13 protein-coding genes are annotated in these 14365 nt (G+C 56.0%); 10 read left to right on the forward strand and 3 right to left on the reverse strand.

Annotation, left to right across the window (positions count from 1 at the left end):
• Positions 1 to 40: 40 nt before the first annotated feature.
• The 10 genes from ribF (at position 41) to eno (ending at position 10695) form a co-directional block, all read left to right on the forward strand.
• Complete coding sequence (gene ribF / locus PG722_RS02790) at positions 41 to 949, forward strand: riboflavin biosynthesis protein RibF (protein WP_117751078.1); 909 nt, start codon at positions 41 to 43, stop codon at positions 947 to 949.
• 120 nt (positions 950 to 1069) lie between these two features.
• Complete coding sequence (locus PG722_RS02795; protein ID WP_270579581.1) at positions 1070 to 1591, forward strand: hypothetical protein; 522 nt, start codon at positions 1070 to 1072, stop codon at positions 1589 to 1591.
• A gap of 410 nt (positions 1592 to 2001) precedes the next feature.
• Complete coding sequence (locus PG722_RS02800; RefSeq protein ID WP_270579582.1) at positions 2002 to 2568, forward strand: RNA polymerase sigma factor; 567 nt, start codon at positions 2002 to 2004, stop codon at positions 2566 to 2568.
• A complete protein-coding gene (locus PG722_RS02805; RefSeq protein ID WP_116704730.1) occupies positions 2489 to 3409 on the forward strand; it encodes a hypothetical protein in 921 nt (306 codons plus the stop codon). Before PG722_RS02800 ends, PG722_RS02805 begins: the two co-directional genes overlap by 80 nt.
• Positions 3410 to 3585: 176 nt before the next feature.
• On the forward strand, positions 3586 to 4071 hold the full coding sequence (trmL, locus tag PG722_RS02810; protein WP_270417814.1) for a tRNA (uridine(34)/cytosine(34)/5-carboxymethylaminomethyluridine(34)-2'-O)-methyltransferase TrmL: 486 nt from the start codon (positions 3586 to 3588) through the stop codon (positions 4069 to 4071).
• 11 nt (positions 4072 to 4082) lie between these two features.
• Positions 4083 to 4961: a DegV family protein gene (locus PG722_RS02815; RefSeq protein ID WP_118360007.1), complete on the forward strand. Its 879-nt coding sequence runs from the start codon at positions 4083 to 4085 to the stop codon at positions 4959 to 4961.
• 224 nt (positions 4962 to 5185) lie between these two features.
• Positions 5186 to 6376: a phosphoglycerate kinase gene (locus PG722_RS02820; protein ID WP_118728802.1), complete on the forward strand. Its 1191-nt coding sequence runs from the start codon at positions 5186 to 5188 to the stop codon at positions 6374 to 6376.
• Between the two features lie 112 nt (positions 6377 to 6488).
• Positions 6489 to 7259, forward strand: a complete 771-nt coding sequence (gene tpiA, locus PG722_RS02825) for a triose-phosphate isomerase (RefSeq protein ID WP_110435367.1) — start codon at positions 6489 to 6491, stop codon at positions 7257 to 7259.
• Positions 7260 to 7375: 116 nt separating this feature from the next.
• A complete protein-coding gene (gene gpmI / locus PG722_RS02830) occupies positions 7376 to 9124 on the forward strand; it encodes a 2,3-bisphosphoglycerate-independent phosphoglycerate mutase (protein WP_270579583.1) in 1749 nt (582 codons plus the stop codon).
• Positions 9125 to 9375: 251 nt separating this feature from the next.
• Positions 9376 to 10695 carry a phosphopyruvate hydratase gene (gene eno / locus PG722_RS02835; protein ID WP_117489732.1) on the forward strand — a complete coding sequence of 440 codons (1320 nt, stop codon included), beginning with the start codon at positions 9376 to 9378 and terminating at the stop codon, positions 10693 to 10695.
• Positions 10696 to 11044: 349 nt separating this feature from the next.
• Here the strand turns inward: eno and PG722_RS02840 are convergent, their stop codons facing one another.
• The 3 genes from PG722_RS02840 to PG722_RS02850 are packed head-to-tail and all read right to left on the reverse strand — an operon-like array spanning position 11045 to position 14296.
• The gene (locus tag PG722_RS02840; protein WP_270579585.1) at positions 11045 to 12091 is read right to left on the reverse strand and encodes a hypothetical protein; all 1047 of its coding nucleotides are present in this window, start codon (positions 12089 to 12091) and stop codon (positions 11045 to 11047) included.
• A 16-nt stretch (positions 12092 to 12107) separates the two neighbouring features.
• On the reverse strand, positions 12108 to 13928 hold the full coding sequence (locus tag PG722_RS02845; RefSeq protein WP_270579586.1) for a hypothetical protein: 1821 nt from the start codon (positions 13926 to 13928) through the stop codon (positions 12108 to 12110).
• On the reverse strand, positions 13928 to 14296 hold the full coding sequence (locus PG722_RS02850; RefSeq protein ID WP_110435363.1) for a hypothetical protein: 369 nt from the start codon (positions 14294 to 14296) through the stop codon (positions 13928 to 13930). The genes PG722_RS02845 and PG722_RS02850 overlap by 1 nt, the downstream gene beginning before the upstream one ends.
• Positions 14297 to 14365 lie beyond the last annotated feature (69 nt).

Here is a 14365-nt window from a genome sequence, read left to right on the forward strand (position 1 = left end):
TCAATTTTCAATTATCAATTTTTTTCAGGGGGATTCCCTTATGATAGAAGTTACAAAGCCGCGTGCCATCGCGCTCGGCTACTTTGACGGCGTGCATCTGGGGCATCGGGCGCTCATGCAGCGTGCGGTCGAGCGGGCCAAGCAAATCGGCGGCACGAGTGCGGTTTTTACGTTTGATGTGCATCCGGATTCGGTCGTTATGGGCCGTCAGGTGCCGCTGCTGACCGCAAATGCATATCGCACCGAGGAGATCAAAAAGCTCGGCGGTGTGGACGAGGTTATTTTCGGCCACTTTGACCATGAAATGCAGCACATGGACTGGCGCGACTTTATCCACAAGCTGCTCATCGGCCGCTTTAACGCGGGCTGGATCATCTCGGGGCGCAATAACCGTTTCGGCTATAAGGGGCAGGGCAACGCAGAAGGCATGGCTATTGAGTGTGAAAAGGCCGGCATCGGCTATGACTGCATCGAGGATGTCAAGATTGACGGCATTGTGGTGTCCTCCACCTATATTCGTCAGCTGATTTCGCAGGGCGATATGGAAGGTGCGGCTAAGTTTCTCGGTCATCCGTATACGGTTTCCGGTATTGTGGAGCACGGACGGCGTGTCGGCACAAGCGTGCTGCAGGTACCGACGGTCAATCTGCGTCTGCCGACCGAAATGGCGCTGCCGCCGTACGGTGTGTACGCAACCCGCGTTCTGGTGGACGGACAGAGCTATATCGCAGCGACCAATATCGGTGTAAAGCCGACATTTTTAGACGGCGGTGCACCGACCATCGAGCCGCATCTGCTCGACTTTGCGGGCGATCTGTACGGCAAGATGATCCATGTGGAGCTGCATAAGTTCCTGCGTCCGGAAATGCAGTTTGAATCGGTGGAGGCGCTCAAGACCGCCATCGAGGAAAATGTGCAGCAGACCAGAGACTTTTTCGCGGAAAAATAAGAAAAAACGGCATCGAAAGATGCCGTTTTTGCATCCGCAGAACCTCCGGTTGACAGCCGCAGGACCGCCCTGTATAATAATGGTACAAGGATAAGAATAGAGAGAAGAGAGGGAGACAGGATGAAGAAATCGGTCAAGTATGCGGCGGCAGCGGGATTGCTTGTGCTGCTCTGCGCGGTCGGGGTTTACGGAACCTTTTTTGCGGCGCGGAACATCGGCTGCGCGGTCGATGACTCGTTTTCGTGGAAGGCGTACAGCTATACGCCGATCACGAGCGGCACGCTCTACAACTATGCGTTTCCGTCGGAGGAAATCACACTTTCTGCGGAAAATCGGGAAACAATCGCGAAGCTGCTTGCGGACAGTAAGGGCAAGCGGCGCTTTCCGGGCAGATGGACACCGTACGGCACGAATACCAGGATTCCGTGCGTCGTTGCAGTGCAAATAGACAGCGCGGAAGCAGATCATATGCTCTTTCTGTGCAGGAATGATTCAGAAGAGTTGCTGCTGCTGAAAACAGAACTACATGGCAAGGACAGATGGTATACGCTGGAGAGTCCGGCGCTTGCGGCGGCTCTGAATACCCTGTATCCGTATGATACCACAGGCAGCACTGTAACGCATACTGTCGGAACAAACTAAAAAAGCTGCGGTTAAACCGCAGCTTTTTTGTCGCAAGACGGAAAAAAGCCGCCTGATGAATCAGACGGCGATTTTCCCTCAAAGAGCAGGTAAAGAGTAAAGAAAGAAAAAAGAAAAAAAGAGAGCAAATGAAATATAAAAACCAATGTGGTTGTTGGTTATTGTCGATTTGTTGTGTTCCTTAGAACAATTATTATTATAGTCGTTTTAGATAAAAATGCAATAGATTTTTTGTTTAATGTTCCAGAGAAAATGCGAAAGTTTTTGTGCATATATTACAAGAATAACCTCTGTAAATTGTAGGTAAACACAAAGCAAAGGGAAAATAAGCCGAAATCTCAAAAAATCCGGCGGCAGCGGGAACGATTTGCCGCTGCAAAACGTGTTGGTGGTGAAAGGAGGAGAGAGCAATGCAGACAACACTCAGGTCGGACGCATTTCTGCAGCAGGCGATGGACACCTGCGGCGACGCGGTCTATCGCTTAGCTTTGTGCAGACTGAACAGCCGCGCGGACGCAGAGGACGTCTATCAGGAAGTCTTTCTCCGGCTGCTGCGGGACGACACCGATTTCCGCGACACCGAGCATCTGAAAGCATGGCTGCTGCGCGTAACGCTCAGCCGGTGCACCGATCTTCGCCGGTCGGCGTGGTTTAAGCGCACCGCACCGATGGAAGCTGCCGCGGATGCTGCCGCTCCGGAACCGGAAAGCAGCAGCGAGCTGTGGCAGGCGGTACACGCACTGCCGGACGATCAGCGAATCGCGGTGTGGCTGCACTATGTGGAGGGCTACCGCACAGAGGAGATCGCGGAAATGGTCGGCTGCCGTCCGGCAACGGTACGCACGCGGCTGCATCGCGCAAGAAAGCAATTAAAGCTGGATTTGGAGGGATCTTACGATGAAGAACAACTGGAACGAACTGAAGGACATCAAGGCTCCGCAGGAGCTGAAGGAGCGCACGCTGGCAGCAGCTCGTGAAGCGCGTAAGCTGACGAACGAACCGCTGCATGCGGTGCCGCGCCATCCGTGGGGAATGGCAAAGCGCCTTCTGGCGGCAGCCTGCGCGTTCGGTATTGTGTTGGGCGGCACGGCGGTTTATCGCACGCATAATGGCACCGCGCAGACCGGCAGTGCAGTCGTAGCGGATGCCATCAGTCACACATTCGGCTTTGCAGCCTATGCCGCCGACACCGGCGAGCTGCGTCAGCCGAAGGACAGCAAAATCGTGTTCGATACCGGCAGCGGCGCAGACGATCCGGAAAAGGGTTTCTACTCCGGCTGTCTGTTCAAGGTGACCGGCGAGAATATCAAAACCATATCCGCGACCATCGACAAGGGCGCGGTCTACCGCACGAAAACCGTCAAGGATACATCCACCGACCGCGACGAGTGGGTGCGCTCGATGCATCAGGGCACGAACCCCGAACTCGACGGCGCAGACCGGATCATGGTCTGGGGCAGTGACGAGATGCATATGTACGCCGACCTGTGCTGGAAGCTGGACAACGGCTTCACCGACGCGTACGACCCGGACACCAGCTACGGTCTGTGGCTGCCCAGCCAGCCGGAAACTACGGACGATGATCTGCAGGATTCGTGGCACGCGGCCGTGGACGGCTTTGAGGGCGCAAAGCTGACCGTTACCATCACCTTTACTGACGGCTCGGAGCAGACCCGCTCGATGACGCTGCACACCGGCAAGCTGGGCGTGGAATACAAGGACGATACGTCCGGTCCGAGCCTTACCGGCGAAGTGCTGACCGATGAGCAGGCCGCAGCGGAAGGCTATATCTATGGCGTCTATGCGGATATTGAGTAATTGAAGATATGTGCCGTTCATCCAAAATCATCAGAAAATTAGCATAGTGCATGAAAATTTCCTCTGAATCTTGTGTTCAGAGGAAACTTTTTTGCGAAAAAATGGGAATATACCTTGAAAAATACGGTGTTATCGCATAAAATAGAAGAAGTTTAGTTCGTAAATGAGGCGAAAGTATGCTCAACATTGTTTTGGTCGAGCCGGAGATCCCGCAGAACACCGGCAACATTGCCCGCACCTGTGCGGCGACAGGCTGTGTGCTGCATCTGGTCGAGCCGCTCGGCTTTGCTATCGACGACAAGCGCATGAAGCGGGCCGGTCTGGATTACTGGCACCTGCTCGATGTGCGTATGTATAAAAATCTGGATGAATTTTTTGAGAAAAATCCGGACGGCCGCTACTTCTATGCGACAACAAAGGCGCCGCACGCCTATCATGAGGTGGAATACCGCGACGGCGACTACCTGATGTTCGGCAAAGAGCCCCGCGGTCTGCCGGAAGCGCTGCTCATCGAGCACCCGGAACGCTGCGTCCGCATTCCCATGAGAGAGGGCGCGCGCAGCCTTAATCTGTCTAACTCGGTCGCTGTTATTGTGTTTGAGGCACTGCGGCAGACCGGCTTTGAAAATCTGAGACTTGCGGGACCGTTTCCGCAGGCATAAAGGAGTAAAGCATGGAAAAGATTCATATTTTGACCGATTCCTCGTCGGATATTCCACACGAGCTGGTGGAAGCCCACGGAATCGAGATCGTTCCGATCATGCTGACGCATGAGGGACGCAGCTTCCGCGAATATTACGACATCACATCCGAGGACTACTGCAGGCTGCTCGAGACCAGCAGCGAGATTCCCGGCACGGCCATGACTACGCCGACCGTATTCCTCGAGTCCTACAATCGTGCATTTGAGCGCGGCTGCACGCATCTGCTGGCAGTGCTCATCAACGGCGGTGGCTCGGGTACCTATCAGGCGGCGTGCCTTGCAAAATCCATGTTCGAAGAGGAGCAGGGGGAAGGCAAAATGACCATCGAGGTCATCGACTCCAAGACCTACACCTACATTTACGGACACATTGTTGTCAAGGCTGCCGAAATGCGCGAGCAGGGCGAGAGCTTCGACGCAATCGTCAGCGTGGTAAAGAGCCGTCTTAACCGCGTGGAAGCTTACCTCGGCGTGTACAGCCTCAAGTTCCTCAAGAAGTCCGGCCGTATTTCGGGCGGCGCGGCTTTCGTGGGTGAGGCGCTCGGTCTCAAGCCCATCAGCCATGTGTATGATGGTGCGGTAAAGGTGTGTGACAAGGTGCGCGGTGAGAAGGCACTCGTTGCCGGAATGAGCAAAAAAGTCTCCGCCCGTGTGGTGCAGCCGGATAAGCAGACGGCTATCCTGCTCTACGGCGACGTACCCGCCGAGCGTCTGGATGAAATGGAAAAGCGTCTGCGTACCGAAATTGGATTCCGCGATGTGGAACGCGTAGTGATCGGTCCCTCGGTTCTGACAAATACTGGTCCGCTGGCGATGGCTGTAGCGTATTATGGAACGCCGCGGGATTGATGCAAAAATTGTGAATGTTGTTTAATATTTCGCAACTTTTTGGCGAAAAACGCAAAAATCCTCTAAAAGCGAGTTGGAATGTGATGATTTTCACAATTTTGCTTGCGAATGACACGAATTACGAGTATAATTCTGTATTGGAAACGGAATTATTGTAGTAATAACAACCGTGCTTTTGTTCCTTATCGTAACTTTATAATACATCTTAAAGGAGAGGGATATTTATGCAGTATAACAAGAAGAGCGTTGAGGATATCGACGTATCCGGCAAGAAGGTAATTGCCCGCTGCGATTTTAACGTACCGCAGGACGAGAACGGCAACATCACCGACGACAAGCGCATCCGTGCTTCGCTGGAGACCATCAACTACCTGCTGGATCACAACGCTGCTGTAATCCTGTGCTCGCACCTCGGCCGTCCGAAGGGCGAAGTAAACATGAAGTATTCGCTGGCTCCGGTCGCTAAGCGTCTGGGCGAGCTGCTTGGCAAGGAAGTCAAGCTGGCAAAGGACGTTGTAGGCGAGGATGCTAAGAAGCTGGCCGCTGAGGTTAAGCCGGGCGAGGTCGTTCTGCTTGAGAATGTTCGCTTTGAAAAGGGCGAGACCAAGAACGACGCTGCGCTGGCAAAGGCTATGGCTGACATGGCTGACATTTACGTCAACGACGCATTCGGCACCGCACACCGTGCGCACGCTTCCACCGCAGGCATCGCAGATTACCTGCCGGCTGTATGCGGCTTCCTGATCAAGAAGGAAATCTCCATCATGGGCAAGGCTCTGAGCGACCCGGCTCGTCCGTTCGTTGCAATCCTGGGCGGCGCTAAGGTTTCCGACAAGATCGGCGTTATCGAGAACCTGATCGACAAGTGCGACACCATCATCATCGGCGGCGGCATGGCCTACACCTTCTCCAAGGCAAAGGGCGGCGAGATCGGCACCTCTCTCTGTGAGGAAGACAAGATCGAGCTGGCACTCGGCCTGCTCAAGAAGGCTGCTGACAAGGGCGTTAAGCTGCTCCTGCCGGTTGATACCGTTTGTGCAGATCACTTCGGCGCGGACGCTGCTCCGGTCGTATACGAGGCTGGCAAGATCCCGGCTGACATGATGGGCATGGACATCGGCCCGAAGACCGTAGAGCTGTTCTCCGAGGCTGTTAAGGACGCAGGCACCGTTGTTTGGAACGGTCCGATGGGCGTATTCGAGTTTGACACCTTCGCAGTCGGCACCAAGGCTGTTGCCAAGGCAATCGCTGAGAGCAAGGCTGTTTCCATCATCGGCGGCGGCGACTCCGCAGCTGCTGTTGAGAAGCTGGGCTTTGCTGACAAGATGACCCACATCTCCACCGGCGGCGGCGCTTCTCTGGAGTTCCTCGAGGGTCTGGAGCTGCCGGGCATCGCATGCCTGCAGGACAAGTAAGTCCATTAGGAACGCTTTATATCGGAGCGCGTTCTGTTGAGCGCTCCGTATAAATACATAAAGATTTAAGACGGAAATGTCCGTCCGAATGTTTGAAAGGGGTAAAACCAACATGAATCGCAGATATCGTAAGACCATTATCGCCGGCAACTGGAAGATGAACAAGACTCCGGCAGAGGCAAAGGCTCTGATCGAAGAGATGAAGCCGCTCCTGTCCAAGACCAAGTGGTGCGAGATGGTTCTTTGCGTACCGTTCACCGATATTCAGGCTGCTGTAAAGGCTGCTAAGGGCTCCAAGATTGCAATCGGCGCTGAGAACATGCACTTCGAGAAGTCCGGCGCGTTCACCGGCGAGATCTCCGCTGACATGCTCAAGGAGCTGGGCGTTAAGTACGTTATCATCGGCCACTCCGAGCGCCGTCAGTACTTCAACGAGACCGACGAGGCTTGCGGCAAGAAGGTTCAGGTCGCTCTCGAGAACGGTCTGCGCCCGATCCTGTGCGTAGGCGAGTCTCTGACCGAGCGCGAGCAGGACGTTACCATGGAAGTTATCCGCAAGCAGATCAAGATCGCTCTGCAGAACGTAGCTGTTGAGGACATCAAGAAGGTCGTTATCGCTTACGAGCCGATCTGGGCAATCGGTACCGGCAAGACCGCTACCGCAGAGCAGGCTAACGAGGTTTGCTCCGCTATCCGTGACTGCCTGCGCGAGAAGTATGGCGCACGCGCTGCACGCGGCATCACCATCCAGTACGGCGGCTCTATGAACGCGAAGAACGCTTCCGAGCTGCTGGCTCAGCCGGACGTTGACGGCGGCCTGATCGGCGGTGCCTCCCTGAAGAGCGCTGACTTCGCTACCATCGTAGAAGCAGCTAACCAGTAAGATAAGGATACGGGAAAGGGAAACGCTCCCTCACCGTTTTGCGGAGGGGGACATGGTGCATATCGTGTCCCCTTTTATTCTCTTATCGTTCGCTTCTGTAAAGGAGTTTTATCAGTATGAAAAAAACCACTATGCCGGGCATGCCGGAGGTAGAGGTAGTCGAGATCAAGACTTCCGCACCGGTTAATGTTCTGGCAGATCCGGCTCCTGCAAAAAAGCCGGCGGCAAAGCGTACCCGCAAGACCGCTGCGGCAAAGACAACTGCAGCCAAGACTGAGGCGAAAAAGCCGGCAGCCAAGCGCGGCCGCAAGCCCAAGGCAGCCACCGCTGCTGCCAAGAAGGCAGAGGGCCCGAAGAAGCCGACCGCTCTGATCATCATGGACGGCTTCGGCCACCGCGAGGAGACCAAGGGCAACGCCATTGAGGCTGCTAAAAAGCCGAATCTCGATAAGATTTTCGCAGAGAACCCGCTCACCTATATTGGTGCATCCGGTCTGGACGTTGGTCTGCCGGACGGCCAGATGGGCAACTCCGAGGTTGGCCACACCAACATCGGCGCAGGCCGCATTGTATATCAGGAGCTGACCCGCATCACCAAGGCCATCCAGGACGGCGATTTCTTCGAGAATCCGGCTCTGATGAGCGCGATCAACCAGTGCAAGTGGTTCGATTCCACTCTGCACATTTTCGGTCTGCTGTCTGACGGCGGTGTGCATTCTCACATTGACCACATGTTCGCGCTGCTCGAGCTGGCACGCCGCAATGGTCTGCGCAAGGTTTGCTTCCACTGCTTCATGGACGGCCGCGACACGCCGCCGCAGTCCGGTATCGAGTATATCGACCGCCTGCAGGCCAAGATCGACGCTGTCGAGGTCGGCTGCATCGCAACCGTATCCGGCCGTTACTACGCAATGGATCGTGATAACCGCTGGGATCGCGTACAGAAGGCGTACAACGCCATTGCACTCGGCGAAGGCGAGCACGCTGCTACCGCACACGAGGCCATGGAGCAGTCCTATGCAAACGGCGTAACCGACGAGTTCGTTGTTCCGGTTATCGTTACCGAGGGCGCGACCGTCAAGGATGACGACGCGATCATCTTCGCAAACTTCCGCCCCGACCGTGCACGTGAGATCACCCGTGCATTCGTTGATCCGGAATTCACCGGCTTTGAGCGCGTACAGCCTAAGATCCACTACGTCTGCATGACGCAGTATGATGCTACTATTCCGGGCGTGGAAATCGCTTTCAAGCCGCAGAGCCTGAAGAACACGTTCGGTGAATATATCTCCGATCTGGGTATGACCCAGCTCCGCATTGCTGAGACCGAGAAGTACGCACACGTTACGTTCTTCTTCAACGGCGGCGTTGAGAAGGAGTATCCGGGCGAGGATCGTGCTCTGATCCCGTCCCCGAAGGTTGCAACCTATGATCTCCAGCCGGAGATGAGCGAGCCTGCCGTTACCGAGGAGTGCGTAAAGCGCATCCTGTCCGGCAAGTACGACGTTGTTATTCTCAACTTCGCAAACTGCGATATGGTCGGTCACACCGGCGTATTCGAGGCTGCAGTCAAGGCTATCGAGGCTACCGATGACGGTGTAGGCAAGGTCGTTGATGCCATCCTCAAGATGGGCGGCCAGTGCCTGATCACCGCCGACCACGGCAACGTCGATCAGATGCTTGATGCCGATGGTGTTACTCCGTTCACCGCACACTCTACTAACCCGGTGCCGCTCGTAATGATCGGTCACGAGGGCAAGCTGGCAGAAGGCGGCGTACTGGCTGATCTGGCTCCCACCATGCTGGATATGATGGGTCTCAAGCAGCCGGAGGAGATGACGGGTCACTCGCTGCTTGTAAAGTGAGCCTCTGAGAGGGACGCTGTCCCCCTTAGATACCGAAAAAGTTCCCAAAGAAACTTTTTCGGATATTCCCCTCATCTTTGCACGGCAAAGACGGTTCGGGACACGTGTCCCGAAGCAGTGGTATAAAAGTCCGGCAGAGCTGGACTTTTATGGGGAATTTTATCGCCGCGTGCGCGCGGCGCAGCAAAAATGTGATTTTTGCTGTTTCGTTAGCCAACCATTTTATTTTATAATAAGAAGGAGAAAGAATTATGAAGGGCTACATTGAAATTGTTGATGTAATCGGCCGCGAAGTTATGGACTCCCGCGGCAACCCGACCGTTGAGGTTGAGGTTTACGTTGAGGGCGACACCGGCGCATACATGGGCCGCGCTGCTGTTCCGTCCGGTGCTTCCACCGGTATCTTCGAGGCTTGCGAGCTGCGTGACGGCGACAAGTCCCGCTACAACGGCAAGGGCGTACTCAAGGCTGTTGACGCTGTAAACGGCGAGATCGCTGAGGTTGTTATCGGCATGAACGCTCTCGACCAGCAGGCAATCGACAAGGCTATGATCGAGGCTGACGGCACCCCGAACAAGACCAAGTTCGGCGCAAACGCTATCCTCGGCGTATCTCTGGCTGTTGCCAAGGCTGCTGCAGAGGCTCTGAGCCTGCCGCTGTACAACTACATCGGCGGCTGCAACGCTAAGACCCTGCCGATGCCGATGATGAACATCCTCAACGGCGGCGCACACGCTACCAACAACGTTGAGATTCAGGAATTCATGATCATGCCGGTTTCCGCTCCGTCCTTCCGCGAGGCTCTGCGCCGCTGTGCAGAGGTATTCCATCAGCTGAAGACCACCCTGAAGGAGAACGGCACTCCGGCAGCAGGTGTAGGCGATGAGGGCGGCTACGCTCCGAACCTGAAGAAGGACGAGGACGCTCTGAAGGTTATCGTTCAGGCAATCGAAGAAGCTGGCTACAAGCCGGGCGAGGACTTCATGATCGCAATCGACGCTGCTTCCTCCGAGTGGTGGAACGACGAGGAGAAGTGCTATATCCAGCCGAAGTCCGGCAAGAAGCTGACTCAGCAGCAGCTGGTTAAGATGTGGAAGAACTTCGCTGAGAAGTACCCGATCATCTCCCTCGAGGACGGCATGGCAGAGGAAGATTGGGAAGGCTGGGCTATGCTGACCAAGACTCTGGGCGACAAGATCCAGCTGGTTGGCGACGACCTGTTCGTAACCAACACCGCTCGTCTGTCCAAGGGCATCGAGCTTGGCGTTGCTAACTCCATCCTGATCAAGGTTAACCAGATCGGCTCCCTGACCGAGACCCTGGATGCTATCCAGATGGCTAACCGCGCTGGCTACACTGCAGTTGTATCCCACCGTTCCGGCGAGACCGAGGATGCTACCATTGCTGACATCGCTGTTGCACTGAACGCTGGCCAGATTAAGACCGGTGCTCCGTCTCGTACCGACCGCGTTGCAAAGTACAATCAGCTGCTCCGCATCGAGGAAGAGCTGGGCGAGGATGTTGCACAGTTCCTGGGCAAGAAGGCTTTCTTCAACCTGAAGAACAAGTAAGTCTCCGTCCTTACCGTTACTGCAATATGAGAAAACCGCACGCTTTTGCGTGCGGTTTTTTATGGCTTAATCATAAAAGCTGTGGGATGAAGGATTTCTGATATAATGATTGAGCCTTTTTATATAGAAATTTCTTGCGAATATATAGTAAATTCTTGCGCTTGGGTTGACGGACGGACAAACTTGTGCTATCATAACTGCAGTAACATAGCGAATTCTCTGTGCTGGAACGGGGAATCTGGCTGTTTTGGATAAAATTGCTCACATTTTCATTTCTTTATCATAAATCACCTCTGCACCTTGTGTGCAGAGGTGATTTGTTTTTTCGGATAGACGCGACTTGAGAAAATCAACCGCCGTAGCCGTTCTTCCATCGCTGCAGCGCAAGTGCTGCGTTCTTATAGCTGACATCGGCGGTCGGCGTTCCGGCAGGCACACCGAGGATCGCCGCGTCACCCTGCCGTACGTAGCCGCTGGTTTTCCAGCGCTCAAGCGCCTGCTCGTAGGCACGGGTCTGTGCATTCGCCGCCGCACTGCTGACATTCAGCTGATAATTGCGCCAGTTCAGCGTCGGCGTGCCGTTCAGGAAGCCGGTCAGACCGGCTACGGACAAGCCGTAATCGCGGTCGGCGTTAAACTGGCTCAGCGCCGCCTGTGCCTGCTGGAGCGCTGCATTTTCCGATGCGGTATAGTAGCTGCTCTCGGCGGCTGCGGTCTGTTCATCGGCAGCATTCTGCGCCGCCGCACGCGCGGACAGACGCGCCTGGCCGAGCGCATTCAGGTCGCTGCGGTACCGGTTGTCCACCGAGATACGGCTGGTCTCTGCCATACCGCTGGTGGTTACCTGCCCTCGTGCGCCCATGTTAAGTCCGAGCGCCGCCAGCTTTTCCTCGTTATTCACTGCGGACTGTCGGGCATTGATATCGGTCTGACGCATACCGGCGGCGTAGTCGTTCTCGATGGACACGAGATTGCTCTCCAGCTGCTTTGCAATGCGGCTGCGGGCGGTTTCAAATCGCTTGAAACGGGCATTTTCCGCCGCGTCATACAGGCTGCTGACGCGGTTTGCACCGGTTGTTGTGCTTGAAACCGAGTACGGACGGTAGCTGCCGTTCCATGTCGAAACCGCGTCGTTGGACGCAACCTTGCCGCCGAGACCGAGCGAGTCAATCTTGTTCTGGCGTTCGCTCAGCAGCTGCTGGCGTTTCGCTGAATCAGTCGTGCCGGCGATTGCCGCCGAGTAGTCAAAATTGTCGCGGTAGCCGTTGGAATTGAGCGTGCCGGAGGACTTGCTCGACGTCGATTTGCTTGCCGCCGTCTTAGACGAAGCGGACTTGGACGCGGTTGACTTTACCGTTGATGTTCGGCGCGCGGAAGTTGATTTGATGATTGCCAAAGGGAAATCCTCCTTTCTAAATTACGGTCTGGCCCTGTGTCCAGCGGATGGTGAGCGCGAGCAGACCAAACGGCTCATCCGGCCGGTCGTTGCCGATGCGCACGGCAAACAGCGGACTACGGTGCTGCTTCCAGCGGGTACGGTACGTCACCGCACCCGGAATGCACCGGAAGGAGAACCGCGAAAAATCCAGTGTGCGGAAGGAAAACAGGTCCATATTGCGGGAAAGCGCAAGCTGGACACCGTTTTCGTTCTCGTACTGCACGGTCGCGCCCGAGCGGGAATGCGGCATGAGCGTCGGAATCACGTCCCGCACAGTCTTGAAGCGGCTCCAGTCGGATAAGGGCAGGGTAGGCGTGCGCCAGTACGCGGCAATCGCCGCCGTGTCATCAAGATAGGCGTGCTCCTCCTCGCTTTTGGCAAAACGGCACAGCCGGCCGTCTGCCGTGCCGAACCACAGATGACTGTTCAGCACCGCCAGACACTGTGCAGGCACGTTCACCCAGAAAAACCACGCCGGATCGCCGTTTTCCTCGGTCAGAGAGCCGTCTGCGACATAAATGTGTCCGTTCACTGCCAGATAATATTTGCCCTCGAATACCACCGCACAGGCACTTTGGAGGTCGGCCTCCTGCGATAATTTCGGCACAATGGCATCGGATACCGAGCGGATCGTCCGCTGCTCGGCAACGGCGGTGCCGTACACGCCCTGCACACCTCTTGCCGAGAGATACAGCGGCAGGTCGTTCAGCACGGCGAAGCAGCGGCTCGAAATCGCGCCTTCACCTTGCGCACCTTGCTTGAGCGGATACAGCGCAGAACCGTCATCCGCCATCATGTAGGTGCGCAGATAACTGGTCGCCTCCTGTGCGCCGCCGGACTTGACCACTACCTGACTTTCGTACTGCTTGAGATAGCCGACGATCGCAGATGCGTCCGTGCCCATGCGAGTGTAGCCGGTGTCCGGAAAGTAGGTCGGGTCGTATAGGCCGCTCTGCCAGTCGCAGTCCGGCTCGTCCGGGTTGCCGGAGAGGAACACGCGCGTGTCGTTTTTGCCGCCGTACAGACCGGCAAAGCGGCATTTGTTGATCTTGTCCGCATGCCCGCTGACGGTTTTGGCAAACGCGATGGACACATTCGCCAGTCCGTTTCCGTTTGCCGGAGCAGCGGCCAGCGTTACCAGACCGGTCGAGCGGTTGACCGCCGAAACGGTAACCGCCGAGCCGTTCACCTCAGCCGTGACGGCTGTCTCGTCGAGGTCGGTCGCGTCCACCTTGAACTGGGTCGCCGTGCCATCCCCGATAAAGGTGTTGATGCGCTTAGGCGTCAAGAGATTTACCGCCTCGTAGCTGGTGCCGCCGCCGGTCGGCGCCGCAGAGATGGTCGTGGTCGGCACATAGGCTGTGCCGGATACGGAAACGGCTTCCCAGACCGTGTTTTTGCTGCTTTTGCGCACCGCACGATAGGTTTTGCCGTCCATCAGGTAGAGTACACCCTTCACTGTGAACGACTGGGAAAACGCCTCGTTCATGTCCGCGCACAGCTCGGTCTGCGTGCCGTCCGGTGTCCGAAAATACAGCTTTGCACCTGCGTGAACGGCACAGCCAATGCCATCCGGCATAGCGAATAACCCATAGATGGGTGCGTTAAACTGCGCCTGTGTGCGCCATCCGGTGCGCTTTACCAGAAAATCGTTCTGGTCGCAGATCATGTTCTGCATATCCGGCGAGCGGGAGAGGGAAACCTTGGTCGGATGCGTGCGGCAGTCGATGCCGCCGAACCGGCTGACCACGGTCTGCTGCTCGGCCTCCGGATAGGGAAATTCATAGCTTCGCATTAAATCATCTCCTGCACGGCGGTAAACTGCGCGGGACAGTGACTCAGCAGGCGTTCGCTGTACTCGGTTGCCGCCCAGTTAAACTTGGCCTTGTCGTCATCTGCGACAAGCAGCGCCGCCAGTCCGTACGGAAAACATTCGCGCGCCAGCCAGTCGCCGGCGGGCAGCTCCTCGGTCAGCGCCGTCATGCGCGGCGGCACAAGCAGCACGTCTTTGCCGTCAGACGCACGTTCTGCGTTCATCTCGCGCAGGCTGTTCGCTAACAGCTGGTTGAGCGCACCGAGCGCAAACTGCTCGTAATACACACCGCTGTCCGGTGTTTCGGATAAAATATTCAGCGCTGCACGAAAGCATTCGGTTCCGGTCATAGGGTTACCTCCTTTGTGATGGGTTCATTGGATACAGTGAGGAGTTAGAAGGCAGGAGTGGGGAGTAAA

The sequence above is a fragment of the Butyricicoccus sp. OF27-2pH9A genome (assembly GCF_027693185.1).
Taxonomy (GTDB): domain Bacteria; phylum Bacillota; class Clostridia; order Oscillospirales; family Butyricicoccaceae; genus Agathobaculum; species Agathobaculum butyriciproducens.

What these genes read in the sequence shown, in the direction of transcription:
- PG722_RS02845 (WP_270579586.1), bottom strand. Translation starts at nt 13,928, where the DNA reads ATGCGAAGCTATGAATTTCCCTATCCGGAGGCCGAGCAGCAGACCGTG.
- gpmI (WP_270579583.1), top strand. Translation starts at nt 7,376, where the DNA reads ATGAAAAAAACCACTATGCCGGGCATGCCGGAGGTAGAGGTAGTCGAG.
- PG722_RS02850 (WP_110435363.1), bottom strand. Translation starts at nt 14,296, where the DNA reads ATGACCGGAACCGAATGCTTTCGTGCAGCGCTGAATATTTTATCCGAA.
- trmL (WP_270417814.1), top strand. Translation starts at nt 3,586, where the DNA reads ATGCTCAACATTGTTTTGGTCGAGCCGGAGATCCCGCAGAACACCGGC.
- PG722_RS02800 (WP_270579582.1), top strand. Translation starts at nt 2,002, where the DNA reads ATGCAGACAACACTCAGGTCGGACGCATTTCTGCAGCAGGCGATGGAC.
- PG722_RS02820 (WP_118728802.1), top strand. Translation starts at nt 5,186, where the DNA reads ATGCAGTATAACAAGAAGAGCGTTGAGGATATCGACGTATCCGGCAAG.
- PG722_RS02815 (WP_118360007.1), top strand. Translation starts at nt 4,083, where the DNA reads ATGGAAAAGATTCATATTTTGACCGATTCCTCGTCGGATATTCCACAC.
- PG722_RS02795 (WP_270579581.1), top strand. Translation starts at nt 1,070, where the DNA reads ATGAAGAAATCGGTCAAGTATGCGGCGGCAGCGGGATTGCTTGTGCTG.
- tpiA (WP_110435367.1), top strand. Translation starts at nt 6,489, where the DNA reads ATGAATCGCAGATATCGTAAGACCATTATCGCCGGCAACTGGAAGATG.
- eno (WP_117489732.1), top strand. Translation starts at nt 9,376, where the DNA reads ATGAAGGGCTACATTGAAATTGTTGATGTAATCGGCCGCGAAGTTATG.
- PG722_RS02805 (WP_116704730.1), top strand. Translation starts at nt 2,489, where the DNA reads ATGAAGAACAACTGGAACGAACTGAAGGACATCAAGGCTCCGCAGGAG.
- ribF (WP_117751078.1), top strand. Translation starts at nt 41, where the DNA reads ATGATAGAAGTTACAAAGCCGCGTGCCATCGCGCTCGGCTACTTTGAC.